We start from the raw sequence: 17591 nt of genomic DNA, 5'->3' as shown, positions 1-17591 counted from the left end.
CTTTCATCCGCCGGTCTTACGCCAGGTCGCGGTCTTCAAACAAAATTAGCGCCAAGAACATCGCCATCAAGCTGTAGAGCATCGCAAAGAGTGCGGATAGCGCTATGTACTCCATCGGGACCTCGCGGCCTGCAGAGATGGCGCCGTAAATCTCAAAGTTCTCTAGCACCGGCAAGACGGTCGCCAACAAACTGGCGACAAACTTCACCGGTTCAAACCCTTGGGCCGAAACTTGCATGATCGCCGGGGTAAGGTGACCCATTGCATAGACGCCAAAGGTGATCATAAAGTTGGCGATCATCGGCAGGCGCGTCGAGATCGCGACGCTGACCGACGCCAAGACGACGGTTTCGAGAAAGACCAGCACGATGCCGGGAACGACGTCGACCGTTTCTTCGTGCAGCAGTTGCCAGCTGATCCCCTTTTCGCCAAAGCGTTCGTACTCGAAGGTGGCGCCTTCGCGTGAGTCGAACATCGGCTTGCTGGCGACGGCCGGCAGGAAGAAGAGGGTGACCATCACAAACAGCACCGCGACCACGCCGACGATGCCCAGGAACTTGCCGATGATGAATTGGCGACGGCTGACCGGCTTCGAGAGGAGCGTCAGCGCCGTCTTGCCTTCGATTTCGTCCGAGATCGACGTACTGGAGGCCCAAATCGCGACGATCATCCCCAAGATCAGCATCACCTGGAGGCCGGTATGTTTGAGGACCTTGATGTCTTCGCCAAAGGTCTGATACGGCAGGTAAATCGCGATGATCATGAACAAGCAGCCGATGACGGCGCACAGCATGAACAGGAGTTGGGAGATTTCGGACGTTGCGGTCGCCTCAGAAATTGCGACCGTCTTCGGGAAGAACATCGAGTAGCCAAAGTAGACAAAGTAGAGCGTCGCGACGATCAGTGCGGTCGAAAAGATCGAGACTGCTTCCACATGCTCCGGCTCGATCGTGACCGTCATGACCCCTTCGATCGGGGTTTCGGTGTCATTGCGAGCAAAGAACTCGACCATTTGTCCCGGCGGTAGTTTGCGCGAGAGAAACGCTTTGTCGCCGCGCGTCCATTGCCAGACCGAAGCTTCTCGGATGGTGTAGGTTGCAACGTCTTCCGGCTCGCCGACAATGCGCGCGACCAAGTCAAAGCGTCCAGTCGCGTCGATTTCGAGTTTCGAGAGTTCGTCGGAATCGACTTGGATGTTGAGGTCCACGGTCGGAACCGTGCCATCGGCGTTCAGTTCGGACGTTGCCGGGATCTCAATTTTGTGATCGGTCGCGCCGGCGTACGGAAGTCGACGGAGTGAGTTGAGGATCGCGGTTGGTTCCTGGACCGCAAAGGTTCCAAAAACGCCGATCGCCGCCCAGATCAACATCACCATCGTGATCGGAAACAAGATTGAACCCCGCAGCGCTTCAACGCAGCGGTCGGCATACTTCGGGGCGAGCGCCTTGACCACGGACCAGGCGACAAAGACGACCAGGCCGCCCAGGATAACGCCTATGCCAAACAGCCACAGCGAAGTGACCCAGTGACCGAAGTTCTTTGACGACATGTGGAAGAAAGCGAGAAGTGGCGTCATAGCGCGTCGTATCGTCCTGAGCGGAGGAGGAGAAAACGGGATAAGCGAATGTCAGTCACGAATATCGAACGAAGCAAACTCACCGGTAGCGTCACTCGAGAGCATTTTTCGTTCAGCAATAAAATCTTCCATCTGGTCGGCGATGTGATACACCACCTGGCGGCATGTTTCGGGATCGCCTTCGATCACCAATTGCACCGATCCATCCGCCAGATTCTGGACGAATCCAACGACCGGATAGCGGCGAGCAATATTTTGCGCCGTCGCGCGAAAACCGACTCCCTGTACGCGACCCACGAAAATGGTCTCGTGCCGTACCCAGTTGCCATCCATTTCGCTGCACTCATGCCAGCTTGAAGTGACGAAAGCTCCAATATAGTTACGGCGACGTGGTTTTGCTAGTAGTCGAATAAAGCCGGAAGTTGTTGACATGTAACGGGTTGTGCGGATTTTAGTGAAATTCTCTTCACAAACGGCATTTTGCCGCTGCTGCAAATTGCGATTGACGCGTCTCAAGCGGATCGATAGCCTTCGACCCCCATGAAACGCATACTGACCATCTTGTTGTTGTCGTTGGCGACCGTTTCCCCCGCTCTTTGCCAGGAAGGGTGGATCGGCCCCACGCATGGCGTGTTGTTGCTGAAAAACGGCAATACGCTCGCAGGCGCGATTACCGTGTCTGGCGATGCGTATGTGGTTGCGATCAACGAGGATGCGGTGATTCGCGTCTCCTCCAAGCAAGTGCAGTATCGCTGCACGAACTTGGCCGAAGCGCACGAGTACCGCTGTGGACAAGTATCGTTGGATACGATCGCCGGACGCTTAGAGATCGCCGAATGGTGCATGCGATCCGAACTTTTTTCGGAAGCTGACCACCATTTGCGGTGGGTCGAACGCTCGGATCCAGAAAACGCGATGGGGCAAATGTCGCGTCGGCGACTCGATTCGCTGGTCCAGCAACCCGATATCGCGTTGACTTCGGCCAACGAAGACTCTCCAGTTGAGGCCGGACCCGCCGTGATCTCCGACAAGGAATTAGAAGAATTCACCAAAAAGTTTCACCCCCAAGCGGTGGGGCAGTTTGCGACCATCATCCAGCCGATCTTGCTAAACGCCTGTTCCACGTCGCAGTGCCATGGTTCGGCTTCAACCGTTTCCGATTTTCAATTGATTCAGAGCGGGCACGGGCTGATGCCGCGTCGTTTGACTCTCCGAAATATGAAGGCGACCTACGATGTCGCCCAGCTCAAAAACGGCACGATCCCCCTATTGGAAGTACTGTACGACACGCACGGCAACAAAATCAACACGAAAACGAACGCGTGGCCGCGACAACTCGCAGCCTTGCGAGCATGGGCGATCAGCGTTCAACCGCGCGGCGAAGTGCGACCGCTTAAGAACGATGTGCAGCAAGTCGGATTTCAGGAGACGCTGACGCCGATTCCGTCGTCACGGATGACGCCGGGCCCCTCGTCCAATGCGGTTCCGAGTTCTCTGCCGAGCAACATTCGGCGAACGCCTAATACGCCTGCTCCGGCTGCTGCTGGGCAAAGCGGCGGTTATCAGTCACGAGATCCGTTTGATCCCGAGATCTTCAATCGCCGCCATGCGGGGCAAACGGGTCGCTAAATCCGCCGATGGCGAATTTTGCCGCTTTCCAGGCCGACAGAAATTCGTAGTTACTCGGCAACAGATCGGCGCGGGCGTGCAGCTCGGTAGGGTGTAGCCAGACGGCTTCGGCGACTTCTTCCGCGTCGAGCGTCAAGGAAGCCGCCGCATCGATTGCCGTCTCCCACCAAGCGACTTCGGTGCCCCAAGATGTCTGGCTATGCCAGATTTTTTGCAACGGTACGCAGGCGACCCCAATTTCTTCCTGGATTTCTCGAATTACTGCGTCACGCTCGGACTCGTCCGCTAAGATGCCGCCACCGGGAAAGCAAAGTTTGCCGGGCGCGACCACTTTCTCGGATCGACGAATCACCAAGAGTCGCCGCTGACGCACGATTACGGCGACCGCCGCTTTGCGTCGAACAGGCGTAGTTTGCGGGTTTTGCGGCTGCGAAGTCGCCATGTTCAAAGCCTCAGGGGTGGGCAACTTGATATGCAAAAGGTAAGAATACTTATGGTTTTGCGGCGATTTGCGCCGTATCCTGCGTGTCGATCCTGCCGCGTTTCAAATCAATAGTTGGTCCCTGTAAGGGAATATGGATGGCGGAACAGCCAAACGATCCGAATCAAGAGAATCCGAAAAACGAGCCCGCACCAAGCGGCTTCCGCCCCCAGTTCAGCATCTTTTTGGTGATGCTGCTACTCGCGGTGCTGGTCGTGATGCTGTTGGCGTCTCCTGGAGGCTCCAACCGCGGGCTCATCTCGTACTCGAAATTCGAAGAGCAAGTCAAAGATCATAACGTCAAAGATGTCTTGATTGATGAAGCGCAAATCACCGGCGAATTCATTCGCACGGTTCATGCGCGCGAAGAGGGCGCCGACGGCAAGATTGTTGAGAAAAAGGATAAAAACAACAACCCAATCGAGCTGCCGTCGAAATTTCGGGTGAACATCCGCGCCGGAGACGCCGCCGCGGCCGAAGCGACCACGCTGCTGACCGAGAACGGCGTCGAGTTCGCCTACAAAGAACAAAACCACAGCATGGTCATCTTGGGCGTGCTATTCGCCCTGTTGCCGCTGGTCGTGTTGTTGCTGATCTGGAACAGCTTCCGCCGTAGCCGCGATCAGATCATGGGAGGCGGTTTTCTGTCAGGCTTTAGCAAGAGCCCGGCCAAGAAGTACGAAGCCAACCGCCGCGCTGTGACGTTTAACGACGTCGCCGGACTGGAAGGGGTCAAAAGCGATCTGCAAGAGATCGTCGACTTTTTGCGGAAGCCTGAAAAATTCCAACGTCTCGGCGGTCAGGTCCCCAAAGGGGTGCTGCTGATCGGGCCTCCCGGCACCGGCAAAACTCTCTTGGCTCGCGCGATCGCCGGCGAAGCGGGAGTGCCGTTTTACTCGGTGAGCGGATCCGAATTTATTCAGATGTTTGTCGGCGTCGGCGCTAGTCGCGTCCGTGACTTGTTCAAAACGGCCAAAGACAACGCGCCGTCCATCGTCTTCATTGACGAAATTGACGCCGTCGGGCGTCAACGCGGCGCCGGACTTGGCGGCGGTCATGACGAGCGCGAGCAAACGCTCAACCAAATTTTGAGCGAGATGGACGGGTTCACGCAGGGCGAAACGGTAATCGTCGTCGCGGCGACCAACCGGCCTGACGTGCTCGATCCCGCTTTGCTGCGACCAGGCCGCTTTGATCGGCATATCACGGTCGATCGCCCCAGTTTGAAGGGGCGCCTGGAAATCTTCAAAGTACATGTGAAAAACGTGCCGCTGTCCGATGACGTTTCGATGGAGCGTTTGGCGGCCGGTTCGGTCGGTCTGACCGGCGCTGACATCCGTAACCTGATCAACGAAGCGGCGCTCTGGGCGACCCGTCAAGACAAGACGGAAGTCCACATGATCGACTTTGAATACGCTCGCGACAAAATCTTGATGGGCGCTCGTCGCGAAGAGACGCTGGTCGCGCGAGAAAAGGAGAAGACCGCTTATCACGAAGCGGGCCACGCGCTGTTAGCCTGGCTGCTGCCGGGGGTCGATCGGCTGCACAAGGTCACGGTGATTCCGCGTGGTCGTGCGCTCGGCGTCACGCAAACGGTGCCTGAAGAAGAGCGGATGAACGTTAGTGAGAGCGAACTGTTTGACAAATTGGCGTTTATCCTGGGTGGCCGCGCCGCCGAGAAGATCGCCTACGAAGAGCTGAGCGCCGGCGCCGAGAACGACCTGGAACGAGCCACGAAAATGGTTCGCCGGATGGTGACTCAGTGGGGCATGAGCGAGCGGATCGGACCGGTCAGCTACAAGATGTCAGGCGAAGATCCGTTCCTGGGACGCGAAATGCACGAGTCTCGGCTATTCAGCGAACACACGATGCAGGTGATCGACGAAGAAATTGCCCGCATTTTGCATGACGCGGCGAAGCGCGCTTACGACGTCTTGCTGAAGAATCGAGACAAGCTCGAAAGCCTGACGAAAGAGTTGTGCGATAAAGAAGAGTTGTCAGACGTAGAGATCACCGCGCTGATCGGTCCGTCGGTCCATGCGTTGCGCAAGACGGCGGAGCTCGAAGAGATCCCGTACGAAGCGAGTAACGGGATGCCTGGCGTCGAAGCTCCTCCGCGCGCGAAATCGGAAGAGGCGTAGTCGCAATATCCTATGGCGAAGCGCAGTTCCAAAAAGTTTCGCACCGAATTTCGCAAGAACCGCTCCTCGCGCGTTCGCGACGCCGATTTAACTCGTCAATTCGCCAAAGACGAGATCAATCATGACAAGCTCGCTTCGGCCGAACGTCTGAGCGGCAAGGGAGACCTGACCCGCAAGCGAACGGTCCACGGCGCCGCCGAAGGCGAAGATGGCGAACTGCATATCGACGTCGATCAATCGGAATGTCTGCAGGGGCGCGTGTTGCGCGTGCGCGGTCTGGTCAGCGAAGTCGAAATGGCGAGCGGTCAGATGTATCAGTGCGCCACGCGGCGTCTGTTAAAAACGCTCTCGACCGATCAGCGGCATGTGGTCGCCGCCGGAGATCGCGTCTGGTTTCGACCCGCCGACAATCATGAAGGCATCATCGAGAGCATCGAACCGCGCTACGGGATCCTCTGCCGAGCCAGCAAACGTCGGCAGCATGTGATTGTGGCTAACGTCGATCAACTGTTGATTGTCGCCAGCGCCGCCGAACCCTATCTGAAGCCGAACTTGATTGACCGCTATTTGGTCACCGCCGAAAAAGCAGGCATCACGCCGGTCATCTGCATTAACAAAGTCGACCTGATCGATCCCGCCGATTTGCAGCCGCTGGTCGGCGTCTATGGTCAGATGGGCTATCAGGTCATTCTGTTGTCCGCGACCGAGGGAATCGGCGTTGAGCGCTTGCGGGCCGCCGTCCGTGATCGCGCGAGCGTTCTCTCGGGCCAAAGCGGCGTCGGCAAATCGACCATCTTGAACGCGATCGAGCCGGGTTTGAACCTGCGAGTTGGTCACGTCAGCGAAACGACCGATAAAGGGCGCCATACGACGACGACTTCTAGCTTGGTTCCGCTGGCGGCCGGGGGGCATGTGGTCGATACGCCGGGGATTCGGCAGTTTCAGCTATGGGACGTGATTCCGGAAGAAGTCGCCGGATATTTTCGCGATCTGCGTCCTTTTATTACGGGGTGCCGTTTTCCCGACTGTTCGCACACGCACGAAGAGGGGTGCGGCGTTAAAGGGGCTGTCGCCGACGGATTCCTCGACGTTCGCCGTTATGAGAGCTACTGTCAGATCCACGCCGGCGACATGGCGTAACGCTTCAGCGATGGCTTGACGGCAGCGGGAGCGGTATGATCGGCGCAATTAGCATGGTCGCTACTGGGGCCCCAGAGATCTTCGTAAGTCATTAGCACACGAGACATTCAGTTGACGATTGCGACGCCGTGTCTAGAATCAGCTAAAGGAAGCATGTCGGTTTGTCTTTTCGTTGGCGACATGTTTTTGCTCATCCATTAAATCCTCTCTGACTCCTGCGAGGTAATCGCGGTCGTGGATTCTCATTCGCCCGACGCTGATGTGACGCATGATTCGTCCTTGTCTAGCGCTTCCGCCAAGCGCGAGACGAAGGCGGCTTCTGCGCGCGATTTGCCGTCGACCGCCGCGCCTGAGATGTTGATGACGACCGAAGAGCAGGCGACCGTCATCTCGGCGCGGGACCGTGCCGAACGCAACGGCGGTTCCACGATTCGCCCGATCAACAGTGCTTGGCTCCGCAGCGACCTGGTTGGGCAAACGCTTGGGCACTTCGAACTGCGCGAGTTCATCGGCGCCGGCGGCATGGGCGCCGTCTTCCGCGGTTTTGATACGCTGCTAGGACGCGAAGTCGCGATCAAGGTCTTATCGCGCGAAAACAACGGCAGCGAAGAAACGGTGCGCCGTTTTCGCAACGAGGCCCAAAGCGCTGCTCGGCTCGATCATCCGAACATTGCCCGCGTTTACTTCGTCGGTACCGACAACGAGTGGAACTACATCGTCTTCGAGTACATCGAAGGGCACAACATTCGTGATCTGGTCGATCGCGACGGTCCCTTGCCGGTCGAGCAGGCGCTCGACTATACGCTGCAAATCGCCGAAGCGTTGCATCATGCTTCGGAGCGAGACATCGTTCATCGCGACATCAAACCTTCCAACATTCTGGTCAGTTCCGGCGGCCTGGCGAAGCTCGTCGATATGGGACTGGCCCGCTTGCATCAAGTCGACGCCGGCGATGGTGATTTGACCGCGAGTGGAGTCACGCTCGGCACGTTTGACTATATTTCGCCAGAGCAGGCGCGGGATCCGCGCTTGGCCGACGTGCGCAGCGATCTCTATTCGCTCGGCTGCACTCTCTATTACATGTTGACCGGCAGACCGCCGTTTCCGGAAGGGACGGTCCTGCAGAAGTTGCTCAGCCACAGCAGTGACGAACCGCTTGATCCTCGCGAACTGCGTGACGATCTGCCCGATGAGACCATGGTGCTGCTGAGTGGATTGACCGCCAAGAACCCGCAGGATCGTTATCAAACGCCGGCCGAGTTTATCGCCGAGATGTTGTTGTTTTGCGAAGACCTGGGAATCCATCTGCAGCACGGCGGGGGAATGACGATCGCTGCCGACGTTCAACCCCCGACGATCGTCGAACGTCATTTTCCCTGGATCGCACCGATCCTGGCGTTTATCGCCATCTTTTTTGTGATGGACGCGGTCTGGTCGGCGCGTAGCAGCAACAACTTGTTGCCGGAACTCACTTTTCAAGACCACAGCGGACGTCGTACGCTCAATAGTCCCCCCAGCAATGATCCGGCCGCCGTCAATCGCAATGATCGCGTGCTTCCGATTATTGCTGACCCAGTTCGGTCAGGAGCAATGCCCGACTCGGCGACGACTCCGCCTGGGCGGGGCTCGAATCCGCTGGAATCTCCCGTTGCGCCGATGATCTTGCCGCCGGCGACGGTGGAAATGCCGAATGTAAAGATCGTCAACACAGCGAGCGCTAGTCTGATTTATGACGCCGTCACCAAGGCGAAGCTTGACAGTCGTATCGATACGATCGAATTGCGTTTCAATGGCCCCGTCAAAATGGACGCGCCGTTGCTGCTGGAAGGGGATATGGAAACCGATAAGATCACGCTCCGTGCGGCGATCGGCTTTGCCCCCGAAATGACGATCGCGATCAATGCGATGTCGATGTATCGCAACATGATTCGAATCGGACGCGTCCAGGCGCTGTTTGACGGCATCGCGTTTCGACTAGAGACGACCGACGCATCGGTCGATCCAGGCTGTCTGTTTTTGCTCGAGACAGGCGGCGCGATCAAAACCAATCGTTGTACGTTTACCGTGGTTGCTCCGGCCAACATGGCCGTTTTGCCCTCGGTATTTCGCCGACCGGTCACAATCGCGATGACGCCGGCCGTTACAACGGACGTGATGATGTTTCGTCCCCCGTCGATCTCGCTGGTCGATACGGTGATTCGGGGAGAGACAGACGTCGTGCATCTTGATCAGGCGGCGCAATTCAAGTTCGATTGGCAAAACGGCTTGCTGGCGGTTTCAGGCGTGCTGCTCGACGCGCAAGGTTCGACGAAAGCGTCGACCGATCTGATCGACGTCCGCTTGAACCGTGTGACGGCCGCCGCGGCCAAAGGCCTGTTCCGCTTGGAGAGTTCGGCCGAATTTCCCGAACAACGCGACTTAGAGGCGACCCTAACCGATTGCATCGTCCGCTGGTCGCCCAGCGAAGCGATGTTGCTGCAATATGATCATGCTCCCAGCGCCCGGCTGACCGATCTCAATGCGGTGCGATTCAAAGGGGACAACAACTTTTACGATTTGACCAGCAGTCTGCGGCAGATTTTCTGGGAGAAGAAGACCCGTTTGGAGATCGAAGCGCTGCACGCCGAAATGTGGGGCGCCGCAGTCGAGGGAGATAAATTTGGGAAGCGTGATCCGGTCGCTTGGGCGCAACCGCTTGATCAATTGCCCCCCTATTCGCAGCGTCGACTAAGCGACTATCGCTTGAACGCGGAAGCGGACGCGAATTACGCCTATGACAAAAAAGCAGGCGCCGAAATCGCCGGCGCCGACTTTGCGAAACTTCCAAAATTTCCGCCTGACGCGTCCGCGACAACAAACGTTGGCGTTTCTACCGGCGAACTCCCGTAATTCTCCTCTGCGCGGCTTGTGACCATGGCGCGTTTGGCGCTAGAATACGGTCCCCAGCCCCGAACGCAGTTAATCGAAAGAACGTATGCGCTCGCTTCTCTTCTGTCTGATCGTCTCTACTTTCCTCGGATGCGGCGGCCCTGCCGTGCCGAGCAATATCTTGATTTACGGGCGCGGCGACGACGCCGATCGGTTGGACCCCATCCATACCGACATCGGCGAATCGGTCACCGTGATGTGCAACATCTACGATACGCTCGTCACCTATGATGATGAGACGCTCGAACTTGTCCCGAGCCTGGCCGAGTCTTGGTCGACCAGCGACGATGGGCTCGAGTGGACGTTTCACTTGCGCAAGGGGGTGACGTTCCATGACGGTACGCCGCTGGATGCGGACGCGGTGCTCTTTTCGCTTGAGCGATTGACGGTTCCGATGCACCCGTTCGTCTTTGATCAGGTGATTCCGTATGTCCAAAGCTTTGAAGCGATCGAGTCGGTCACGGCGGTCGATCCGCTGACGGTCAAAGTTCGTCTGAAGCGTCCCTTCGCGGCGTTTCTGACGACGATGGCGATGTTTCCAGCGAGCATCGTCAGTCCGACAGCCGTCAAAAAGTACGAAGGAGAGTTCTGGAAGCATCCGGTCGGTACAGGCCCGTTTCAGTTTGACTCTTGGAACGTCAATCAACAGTTGACGCTGCTCTCATTTGACGATCATTGGCGCGGCCGGCCCGAGATTGACGGCGTGATCTTTTTGCCGGTCGGCGAAAGTGCGGTGCGGGTCAAACAGTTGCTCCGCGGCGAGATCGACATCGCCGACAATTTGCCCCCGGCCGAGATCGATTCGCTCGCCAAAAATCCCCATGTGATCGTGCAGGAAAAGGCGGGGATGAATACCGGCTATCTGACGATGAACAACGACAAAGCGCCGCTCGACGATCAGCGCATTCGCGAAGCGATCTGGTGCGCGATCGATCGCGACCAATTGATCAAGTCGGCTTATTCGGGACATGCGACGAAAGCGGTCACGTTGGTGCCGCCAACGTTATGGGGAAGTCATACTGATCTGACGGATCGCGAGTACGATCCCGAGAAGGCGAAACAACTGCTGGCCGCAGCGGCGGCGGACGGCGTGCCGACGCCGATTCGCTTGCAACTGTTTGTAATGACCGATCCTCGTCCTTACATGCAGCAGCCGCGACAAACGGCGATCTTTATCAAAGACTCGCTCGCCAAAGTAGGGATCGAAACCGAGATCGTCACGAACGAAAATTCGCAGCACTTCCGCCGTATGACGCGCGGCGAGCATCAGTTGGGGCTGGCCGGTTGGACGGCCGACATGCCGGATCCCGACAACTTTCTCTATACGCTGCTCGATCTCGACAATATCAACGATGTCGGCGGCAACAACATGAGCCGTTACCGCAACCAAAAAGTTCACGACTTACTGGCCCAAGCGAAAGTCGAAATGAACCAGGAGACGCGCGCCGAATTATATCGTGCAGCGCAAGAACAAATTTTTGCGGACGCGCCGTTGGTTCCGCTTGTTCATACGTCGGTACGCAACGTGCAAAGCGATGCGGTCTCTGGCTATTTGCTGCATCCCTCGTCGCTGAACCGTTTGCGACTTTCGAAGTTGGCCAAGTAGACGAAGGGCCGAAGTCGCCGTGTGGAGTTTCTTATTCGTTCGTATGTTGCAGTCGCTGGCGACCGTCGCGGTCGCCGTCGTGCTGATCTTCGTTGCGATTCGGCTATTGCCAGGCAATCCGGCGCTGGCGCGATTCGGACAACATAGCGTGCCAGCGCGCGTTACCGCCGAAATGGCCCATCAAGGTTGGGATCGCCCGATCTTGGCGCAATTGATCGATTTACCGGGCGAACTGCTGCGCGGCGATCTGGGCGTGTCGTTTTTTCATGGTGATCAGGTCGCCGAGCGCCTGACCGAAACGATTCCGGCCACGTTGGAATTGTCGATCGCGGCGATCTTGTTAGCGGTTCCCCTGGGGATCTGCGCCGGCGTCGCATCGGCGCTGTGGCGCGGCAGTTGGCCCGATTACGCGGCGATGACGTTTGCGCTGCTCGGCGTCAGCGTGCCGGTCTTCTTTTTGGGGATCTGCTTGATGACCATCTTTACCAGCATGCCGACCAGCGGCCGCGTTGCGCCGACGATGATCTCCCAGTTTCATACCGACTTCTTCTTGTGCGAAGCGATCTTTACGGGACGGTTTGCGCTGGCGCTTGATGCGGTGCGGCATCTGCTGCTGCCGGCAGTCGCGCTGGCGACCATTCCTGCCGCCGTGATTTCGCGAATTACCCGCAGCAGCATGCTCGAGGTCTTATCGTCCGACTATTTGCGAACCGCGAAAGCGAAAGGCGCAACACTATGGCGGATCGTGTGGCGTCACGCGCTGCCAAACGCTTCGGTGCCGATCGTCAACATCGCAGGCTTCCAGGTTGGCATGCTCCTCTCCGGCGCCGTTTTAACCGAGACCGTTTTCAATTGGCCCGGCATGGGGCGCTATCTGGTGACGGCGGTGCGTGAGCAAGACTACGCCGTCGTGCAGGGGGGCGCGCTGGTGATTGCGGCGATGTTTGTGACGGCGAATCTGTTGTTGGACATCGCGTACTTATGGCTTGATCCTCGTATCCGGACGCAGTCGTAACGATGAACCGATCCTGGAAACGTTTTGTGTCGAATCGCGGCGCTTTGATCGGCGGCGTGGTCGTCGTGTTTGTTTGCCTGGTCGCGATGACGGCTAGTCTGATCGCTCCGTATCCGATCGACCAGCGCGATCAAAAATTGACGCCTCCCAGCGCCGCGCATTGGTTGGGAACCGACACCAACGAGAAAGACGTGCTGACCTGGGTGATCTACGGATCGCGTCTCTCGCTGACCGCCGGCAGCTTGTCGATCGTGTTGGCGATTTTTCTGGGAGTTCCGTTGGGGGCGGCGGCTGGATATTTTCCTGGCGCCGTCGATCAAGTGATCATGCGCTCGATCGACGTCGTGCTGGCGTTTCCGGCGATTTTGATTGCGCTGCTAGTGATGGCGGCGCTAGCGCCCGGCTGGCCGGCGGTGATCATCGCGGTGGGGCTGATCAACATTCCGATCTTTGCTCGGCAGATACGCGCCACGACGCTGACGTTGCGTTCGCAAGACTATGTGACGGCCGCCGTCGCCGCCGGCGCGACAACGCGGCACATCTTCTTCTGGTCGCTGTTACCGGGGTTGGTAGGACCGCTAGTCGTGTTGGCGACGCTGGGACTAGGAAGCGCGATCTTAGAAGTCGCCGGACTTTCTTTTTTAGGAATCAGCGGCGATCCCACCGTCCCGGAATGGGGGGGAATGTTGGCCGAAGCGAAAAATGACCTCTCGACCAGCATCTGGCCGGCGATTGCCCCGGGACTAGCCATCTCTGTCACAATCCTGGGCTTTAATTTGCTAGGAGACGGGCTGCGTGACGCGTTGGACCCTCGTTTGGACCATGGGAAGTAAACTTCCGGCAAATATTTAGCCCTTTAGATGATTTGCAGCGTAAACTAAGGGGATAAACTTAGGGAAATCAGCAGAGGGAGTAGCTTGACACGGAATTTGCGTGCAGTTTAACTAGAATGGCAACGGCATATTCCACACGCGCCCTCCCTGCCAATATCCCACCGAAAAAAGACCGTTTGCCGTACAACCTGTTAGCTGCTAGGCGGGTCTCGCGTAAACCCTTGGAGGAGTAAGGATGAAGAAAGTTCTGTTTTGTCTGATTTTGGGCGCTGTCGCCGCAATCGTCACCGCCGATGAAGCGTTCGCGATCAAACCGTTCATGGACGTGTTTGTCGAACAGTACAACGTCAAAGAGCCGAAGACCGATGCCGAAAAGTCGCTGGCTGCCGCAGTCGCTGAAGTGAAGTGCAACTTGTGTCACGAAGGCAAGTCGAAGAAAGACCGTAACGCTTACGGCGTGGCTCTCGACAAACTGCTCGACAAGGCCGAAATCGTCGCCTTGTTGAAAGAAGACAAAGACAAAGGCAAAGAAGTGATCCTCGCCGCCATCGTGAAGGTCGAAGGCGAAAAATCGCCGTCGGGCGAAACCTATGGCGAACTGATCAAAGCGGGCAAGCTGCCGGTTGCGGCCGAATAAGCTTTTGCCGTAGACAATCAGAACTCAGCGTGTGAAATGCGAAAGACCGTGGTTAACCCCACGGTCTTTTTTTGTAGTGACTTCGGCGAACAGCTTCCTCTTCGTAGCCCGTTTTGAAGTTGCGATATTTCGAACCAACAGAACACTAGCCCGCTGCGCAAGCGAGGGAATCCGCTTGGCGATACCAACACAGATGGAAGTGGCGAACCGCATTCCCTCGCTTGCGCTATTTTTCTGGTTGGCCCAGATAGCGGAGCTATCTGGGCCAACGTAGTCGGTTTGCAAAATTGCGCCACCTCAAAACTTGCGCTTTGGGCGACGAAGAGAATTGTTCGCCCTGTCTACGCAACGGTCACTTGGTCATCGCCACAGCGATGTCGACTTTGGCCGTGAAGGACTCGCCTGGCGCTAGGACGCGCAGGCCTGCATCTTTGCCCTGGGCCGCCAGCTGAAACGCATCGGGGATCAGCGTGTAAGGCTCGATGCAAAACGCCTCGCGGTGTCCTGGGTTGTAGAGGACGACGCCGATGAACTCTTCGGAGAAGCTCTGCGTGATTTTCACGCCGCTCTCCGGATCTTCGATCGAAGTCAAACAAGTCCCACCGGCCCACTGCAGGTCGCCAAACGCGTTATCAAACGCCGTGGCCGAGAACGGCGCGTTCAGCGGCTCGGTCGGCAGCTTGGCGCCGGTCGCCATCTTGTCGGCGAACTCCCATTGGCAACTGTAGGGCACATGAATCTGACATGCGTCGGCCGAGCCGCCTCCCAGGGGAACGCGAAAGTAGGGATGCGTGCCCAGCCCGCACGGCAACGGAGCATCGCCGCAATTGGTCGCTTCGTACGTCGCCGACAACGTCGTGCCGTGCAGCGCGTACGTCGCTTTGATTTGGAAATCCGCCGGCCACATTTCCAGGATGCTGGGATCGTCGATCGAAGCGGTGAACTCTCCGGTCACGCTGTTTTCGGTTTGCGCGACGATGCGCCACGGACGCGTATGCGCAAATCCATGAATCGCATTGCCGGCGCCATCCCCTTCCGGCACGTGATACTCTTTCCCTTCCCAAGCGAGGACCCCTTTTTTCAAGCGGCCCGGAAAAGGAAAGAGCAGGGGAATGCCGCTGCTCGAAGCACGGCGAGTGCCGGTCTCAAACCCTTCTTCGGCCCAAAGAATTTCGAGCGACTTCTCGCCGTCAGGCACGGAAAAGCGAAAGCAGTTGAAACCAAGACCGGCGGCGATCTCGGCCGTTGCGCCAGATTCGGCGTCACGGATGGCGGCGATTTCAATCGACATGTTTTTTCTCACAGAAGGTGGCGTCGTTTTTTCTATTGAAACGGAGCAGAACGGGACTGCCTAGAGCAGCGCTTACAAGCGACTGGTCAACATCGCCGCCGTCATAAGTACGATCACGCCCAGCATGGTCGCCAACGCCTGATTCACTTGGCGTGCCGTCCGCTGAAAAAACGCGGCGCTGGCCAGCACATGCATCAGCCACAGCGCCGACAACAGCGCGACGGCGAACAATCCGGTGGCCAGCATATCGCTTCCCATTAAGCTCCGTTGCTCGCCGGCCGGCAACGCCAACAGAAACGCCGTGCCGATCGGCAATTGCAACAGCGTCGCAATCAGGGCCGTCAACGAGGCTCGCGCCACGATCGGATCAGCGTCGCTAGTTTCCAGTCGCCAGAGCGCCAACCGGGCCGTCAGCATGCCGGTTACCGATATCGACGCGAGCAAAAAATGGACGGTGAGCCAGATTACCTGGGGAGTCGCCATCAAACTGCGAAACTCGCTCGAATCGATTGTTGGCCCGGTGGCCTCATTTTCGCGCGCCAGCATTTGGATCACGCTGAACAGCGGCGGAAAGTGGTACAGCAAATTGGTGCCGGCCAGCAGCAGCAAGAACCGCGAAACAATCCGCTCCCAGCGCGTCGCGAACGGGCGAAACGATCTCCACAGCAGAAAGCCGCCGACGCAGGCCCCATAAAAAGCGAGCTCCCACCAGCCAAAGAAGATTTTCGTCTCCCAAAACCGGAGCAATGTCGCGAAGAATTCTCGTTCTCCGCTTGCCCAGATTAATAGCCCATTCAAGGCGCCCAGCAGCATCGCCAGCCCAAATGCGGCAAGCGACCACCAAGTAACGGTGCGAGCCAGGCGAAACAGCGGCTCATCCCGTTGCTTACCGCCGCGGCAATCGATCCAAATTGCCGCCAAAGGACCCGCCGCGGCGAAATTCATGCCTGCCAAATGGGCCGCCAACAACAGAATGCGTAGGAATATCAAGGTGTTAGTAAGTAGTGAAGACGGAGGGAGTTGCGAATTATTTCCAGATTATAGCGAGCCTTCCCCGCGAAAGGTTCCTCCCCCTAACGTCAAAAGGCGCCCGATTGACGATCTTTCTTGCCATACGCTATTATTTCGGGCTTCGCGGGCGATTAGCTCAGTTGGTTAGAGCGCTTCGTTTACACCGAAGATGTCGGGGGTTCGAGTCCCTCATCGCCCACTCGCTTTTTTCTCGGGCAAAACTTGCCTTTCGCCGCTAGGCCTCCAAGCATGAAATCGTCCAATGCACGATTCAATGCACGAAACGGAGGCTATTCATGCCGCGGCAGCCAAAACCCTTCTACCGCAAGCAGACCAAAAGCTGGTACTGCAGCATCGCCGGCCGGCAGATTTCGCTCGGCAAAAACCGCGACGCCGCCCATGCCAAATTTCACGAATTAATGGCCGATCGCGAGCAGGTCAAGGACGAACTTACCACTCTCTATGAGCTTTCCCAAGTCTACCTCGACTGGTGCGAGGCGAACCGCAAGCCGGCGACCTATCGACTGCACAAGCGCTACCTGAAGTCGTTCATCGACAGCGTCGGCAGGCGAATGCGGCCTTCCCAGCTGCGGGTACACCACGTTTCCAAATGGCACGAAGGCTTGGCCGTCGGCACGACCACGCAAAATGATGTCGTCGGTATCGTGCAGCGAATGCTGAACTGGGCGGTCGAGCAAGAATATCTCTACCGCAACCCAATCAAGCGGATGAAGAAGCCGAAACGGAAACGACGCGACGTTTTCTATACCCCGGAGCAATGGAAGCTCATTCGAGAGAATGTTCCCGGACCTTTGGGCGAATTGCTCGACTTTCTCTATCTTACCGGCTGCCGTCCCTTGGAAGCCCGAACCATTGAAGCCCGTCACCTTCACGACGATCTCGTCATCTTCCCGACGGACGAATCGAAAGGAGAACACGAGGCCCGTGTGATTTATCTGGTCCCCGAGGCGAAGGCCATTCTCCGCCGGTTGGCGAAGGACCGGCCGTCCGGCATTCTGTTTCGCAATACCCGCGGTCTCCCCTGGACAAAAAATGCGATCATCTGCCAATTGACCCGCGTCAGCAAAACGGTCGGCTTCCGTGTGATCGCCTATGGCGCCCGGCACTCTTTCGCGACGGAAGCCCTGACTAAAGGGGGCGTGGATCCGATCTCCGTCGCCCATCTGATGGGGCATAAAGATCCGACGATGGTTAGTCGCGTCTATTCGCACATCGCGAGGAATCCGGAGTTCCTGCGGCAACAGGCTTTGAAGGCGGTGGGAAAGAAAGGGGCGTGAAATAC

General features: G+C 57.5%; 14 protein-coding genes and 1 tRNA gene. 10 read left to right on the top strand and 5 right to left on the bottom strand.

Annotated features, from left to right (window positions below; translation table 11 throughout):
- Nucleotides 1-16 precede the first annotated feature (16 nt).
- Nucleotides 17-1576 (bottom strand): ABC transporter permease, encoded by a 1560-nt coding sequence (locus tag DSM3645_RS28700; protein ID WP_050769471.1) that lies wholly within the window; start codon nt 1574-1576, stop codon nt 17-19.
- Between the two features lie 51 nt (nt 1577-1627).
- Entirely contained in the window at nt 1628-2071 is a 444-nt protein-coding gene (locus DSM3645_RS31005) for an acylphosphatase (RefSeq protein WP_202594994.1), read from the bottom strand.
- A 45-nt stretch (nt 2072-2116) separates the two neighbouring features.
- Here DSM3645_RS31005 and DSM3645_RS20025 point away from each other — a divergent pair, with 45 nt between their 5' ends.
- Nucleotides 2117-3205: a hypothetical protein gene (locus DSM3645_RS20025; RefSeq protein ID WP_002654281.1), complete on the top strand. Its 1089-nt coding sequence runs from the start codon at nt 2117-2119 to the stop codon at nt 3203-3205.
- Here the strand turns inward: DSM3645_RS20025 and DSM3645_RS20020 are convergent.
- Complete coding sequence (locus DSM3645_RS20020) at nt 3171-3647, bottom strand: NUDIX domain-containing protein (protein WP_050769470.1); 477 nt, start codon at nt 3645-3647, stop codon at nt 3171-3173. The genes DSM3645_RS20025 and DSM3645_RS20020 overlap by 35 nt on opposite strands.
- A 137-nt stretch (nt 3648-3784) precedes the next feature.
- Here DSM3645_RS20020 and ftsH point away from each other — a divergent pair, with 137 nt between their 5' ends.
- The 7 genes from ftsH to DSM3645_RS19985 all read left to right on the top strand — a co-directional run bounded on the left by ftsH (nt 3785) and on the right by DSM3645_RS19985 (nt 13986).
- Nucleotides 3785-5827, top strand: coding sequence for an ATP-dependent zinc metalloprotease FtsH (ftsH, locus tag DSM3645_RS20015; RefSeq protein ID WP_050769469.1), 2043 nt, complete (start codon nt 3785-3787; stop codon nt 5825-5827).
- A 12-nt stretch (nt 5828-5839) separates the two neighbouring features.
- Nucleotides 5840-6967, top strand: a complete 1128-nt coding sequence (gene rsgA, locus DSM3645_RS20010; RefSeq protein WP_040352853.1) for a ribosome small subunit-dependent GTPase A — start codon at nt 5840-5842, stop codon at nt 6965-6967.
- A 234-nt stretch (nt 6968-7201) separates the two neighbouring features.
- Nucleotides 7202-9856 (top strand): serine/threonine-protein kinase, encoded by a 2655-nt coding sequence (locus DSM3645_RS28695; RefSeq protein ID WP_081444941.1) that lies wholly within the window; start codon nt 7202-7204, stop codon nt 9854-9856.
- Between the two features lie 85 nt (nt 9857-9941).
- Nucleotides 9942-11501, top strand: coding sequence for an ABC transporter substrate-binding protein (locus DSM3645_RS20000; RefSeq protein ID WP_040352852.1), 1560 nt, complete (start codon nt 9942-9944; stop codon nt 11499-11501).
- A gap of 19 nt (nt 11502-11520) precedes the next feature.
- Complete coding sequence (locus tag DSM3645_RS19995) at nt 11521-12516, top strand: ABC transporter permease (protein WP_040352851.1); 996 nt, start codon at nt 11521-11523, stop codon at nt 12514-12516.
- Between the two features lie 2 nt (nt 12517-12518).
- A complete protein-coding gene (locus DSM3645_RS19990; RefSeq protein WP_040352850.1) occupies nt 12519-13349 on the top strand; it encodes an ABC transporter permease in 831 nt (276 codons plus the stop codon).
- Between the two features lie 235 nt (nt 13350-13584).
- Nucleotides 13585-13986: a hypothetical protein gene (locus DSM3645_RS19985; protein ID WP_002654257.1), complete on the top strand. Its 402-nt coding sequence runs from the start codon at nt 13585-13587 to the stop codon at nt 13984-13986.
- A 352-nt stretch (nt 13987-14338) separates the two neighbouring features.
- Here the strand turns inward: DSM3645_RS19985 and DSM3645_RS19980 are convergent, their stop codons facing one another.
- Together DSM3645_RS19980 and DSM3645_RS19975 are read right to left on the bottom strand one after the other, a co-directional pair.
- A complete protein-coding gene (locus DSM3645_RS19980; protein ID WP_002654254.1) occupies nt 14339-15277 on the bottom strand; it encodes an aldose 1-epimerase in 939 nt (312 codons plus the stop codon).
- A 72-nt stretch (nt 15278-15349) separates the two neighbouring features.
- A complete protein-coding gene (locus tag DSM3645_RS19975) occupies nt 15350-16267 on the bottom strand; it encodes a hypothetical protein (protein WP_237564896.1) in 918 nt (305 codons plus the stop codon).
- A gap of 146 nt (nt 16268-16413) precedes the next feature.
- Here DSM3645_RS19975 and DSM3645_RS19970 point away from each other — a divergent pair.
- Nucleotides 16414-16487, top strand: a tRNA-Val gene (locus tag DSM3645_RS19970).
- A gap of 97 nt (nt 16488-16584) precedes the next feature.
- The gene (locus tag DSM3645_RS19965) at nt 16585-17586 is read left to right on the top strand and encodes a tyrosine-type recombinase/integrase (protein ID WP_202594993.1); all 1002 of its coding nucleotides are present in this window, start codon (nt 16585-16587) and stop codon (nt 17584-17586) included.
- Nucleotides 17587-17591: the final 5 nt, after the last annotated feature.

The sequence above is a fragment of the Blastopirellula marina DSM 3645 genome (genome assembly GCF_000153105.1).
GTDB classification, from domain to species: domain Bacteria; phylum Planctomycetota; class Planctomycetia; order Pirellulales; family Pirellulaceae; genus Blastopirellula; species Blastopirellula marina.
The sequence above is the reverse complement of the archived record's forward strand: the minus strand, read 5'-3'. Positions and strand labels throughout refer to the sequence as shown.

What these genes read in the sequence shown, in the direction of transcription:
- DSM3645_RS28700 (WP_050769471.1), bottom strand. Translation starts at nt 1,576, where the DNA reads ATGACGCCACTTCTCGCTTTCTTCCACATGTCGTCAAAGAACTTCGGT.
- DSM3645_RS20025 (WP_002654281.1), top strand. Translation starts at nt 2,117, where the DNA reads ATGAAACGCATACTGACCATCTTGTTGTTGTCGTTGGCGACCGTTTCC.
- DSM3645_RS20020 (WP_050769470.1), bottom strand. Translation starts at nt 3,647, where the DNA reads ATGGCGACTTCGCAGCCGCAAAACCCGCAAACTACGCCTGTTCGACGC.
- ftsH (WP_050769469.1), top strand. Translation starts at nt 3,785, where the DNA reads ATGGCGGAACAGCCAAACGATCCGAATCAAGAGAATCCGAAAAACGAG.
- rsgA (WP_040352853.1), top strand. Translation starts at nt 5,840, where the DNA reads ATGGCGAAGCGCAGTTCCAAAAAGTTTCGCACCGAATTTCGCAAGAAC.
- DSM3645_RS20000 (WP_040352852.1), top strand. Translation starts at nt 9,942, where the DNA reads ATGCGCTCGCTTCTCTTCTGTCTGATCGTCTCTACTTTCCTCGGATGC.
- DSM3645_RS19990 (WP_040352850.1), top strand. Translation starts at nt 12,519, where the DNA reads ATGAACCGATCCTGGAAACGTTTTGTGTCGAATCGCGGCGCTTTGATC.
- DSM3645_RS19985 (WP_002654257.1), top strand. Translation starts at nt 13,585, where the DNA reads ATGAAGAAAGTTCTGTTTTGTCTGATTTTGGGCGCTGTCGCCGCAATC.
- DSM3645_RS19980 (WP_002654254.1), bottom strand. Translation starts at nt 15,277, where the DNA reads ATGTCGATTGAAATCGCCGCCATCCGTGACGCCGAATCTGGCGCAACG.
- DSM3645_RS19965 (WP_202594993.1), top strand. Translation starts at nt 16,585, where the DNA reads ATGCCGCGGCAGCCAAAACCCTTCTACCGCAAGCAGACCAAAAGCTGG.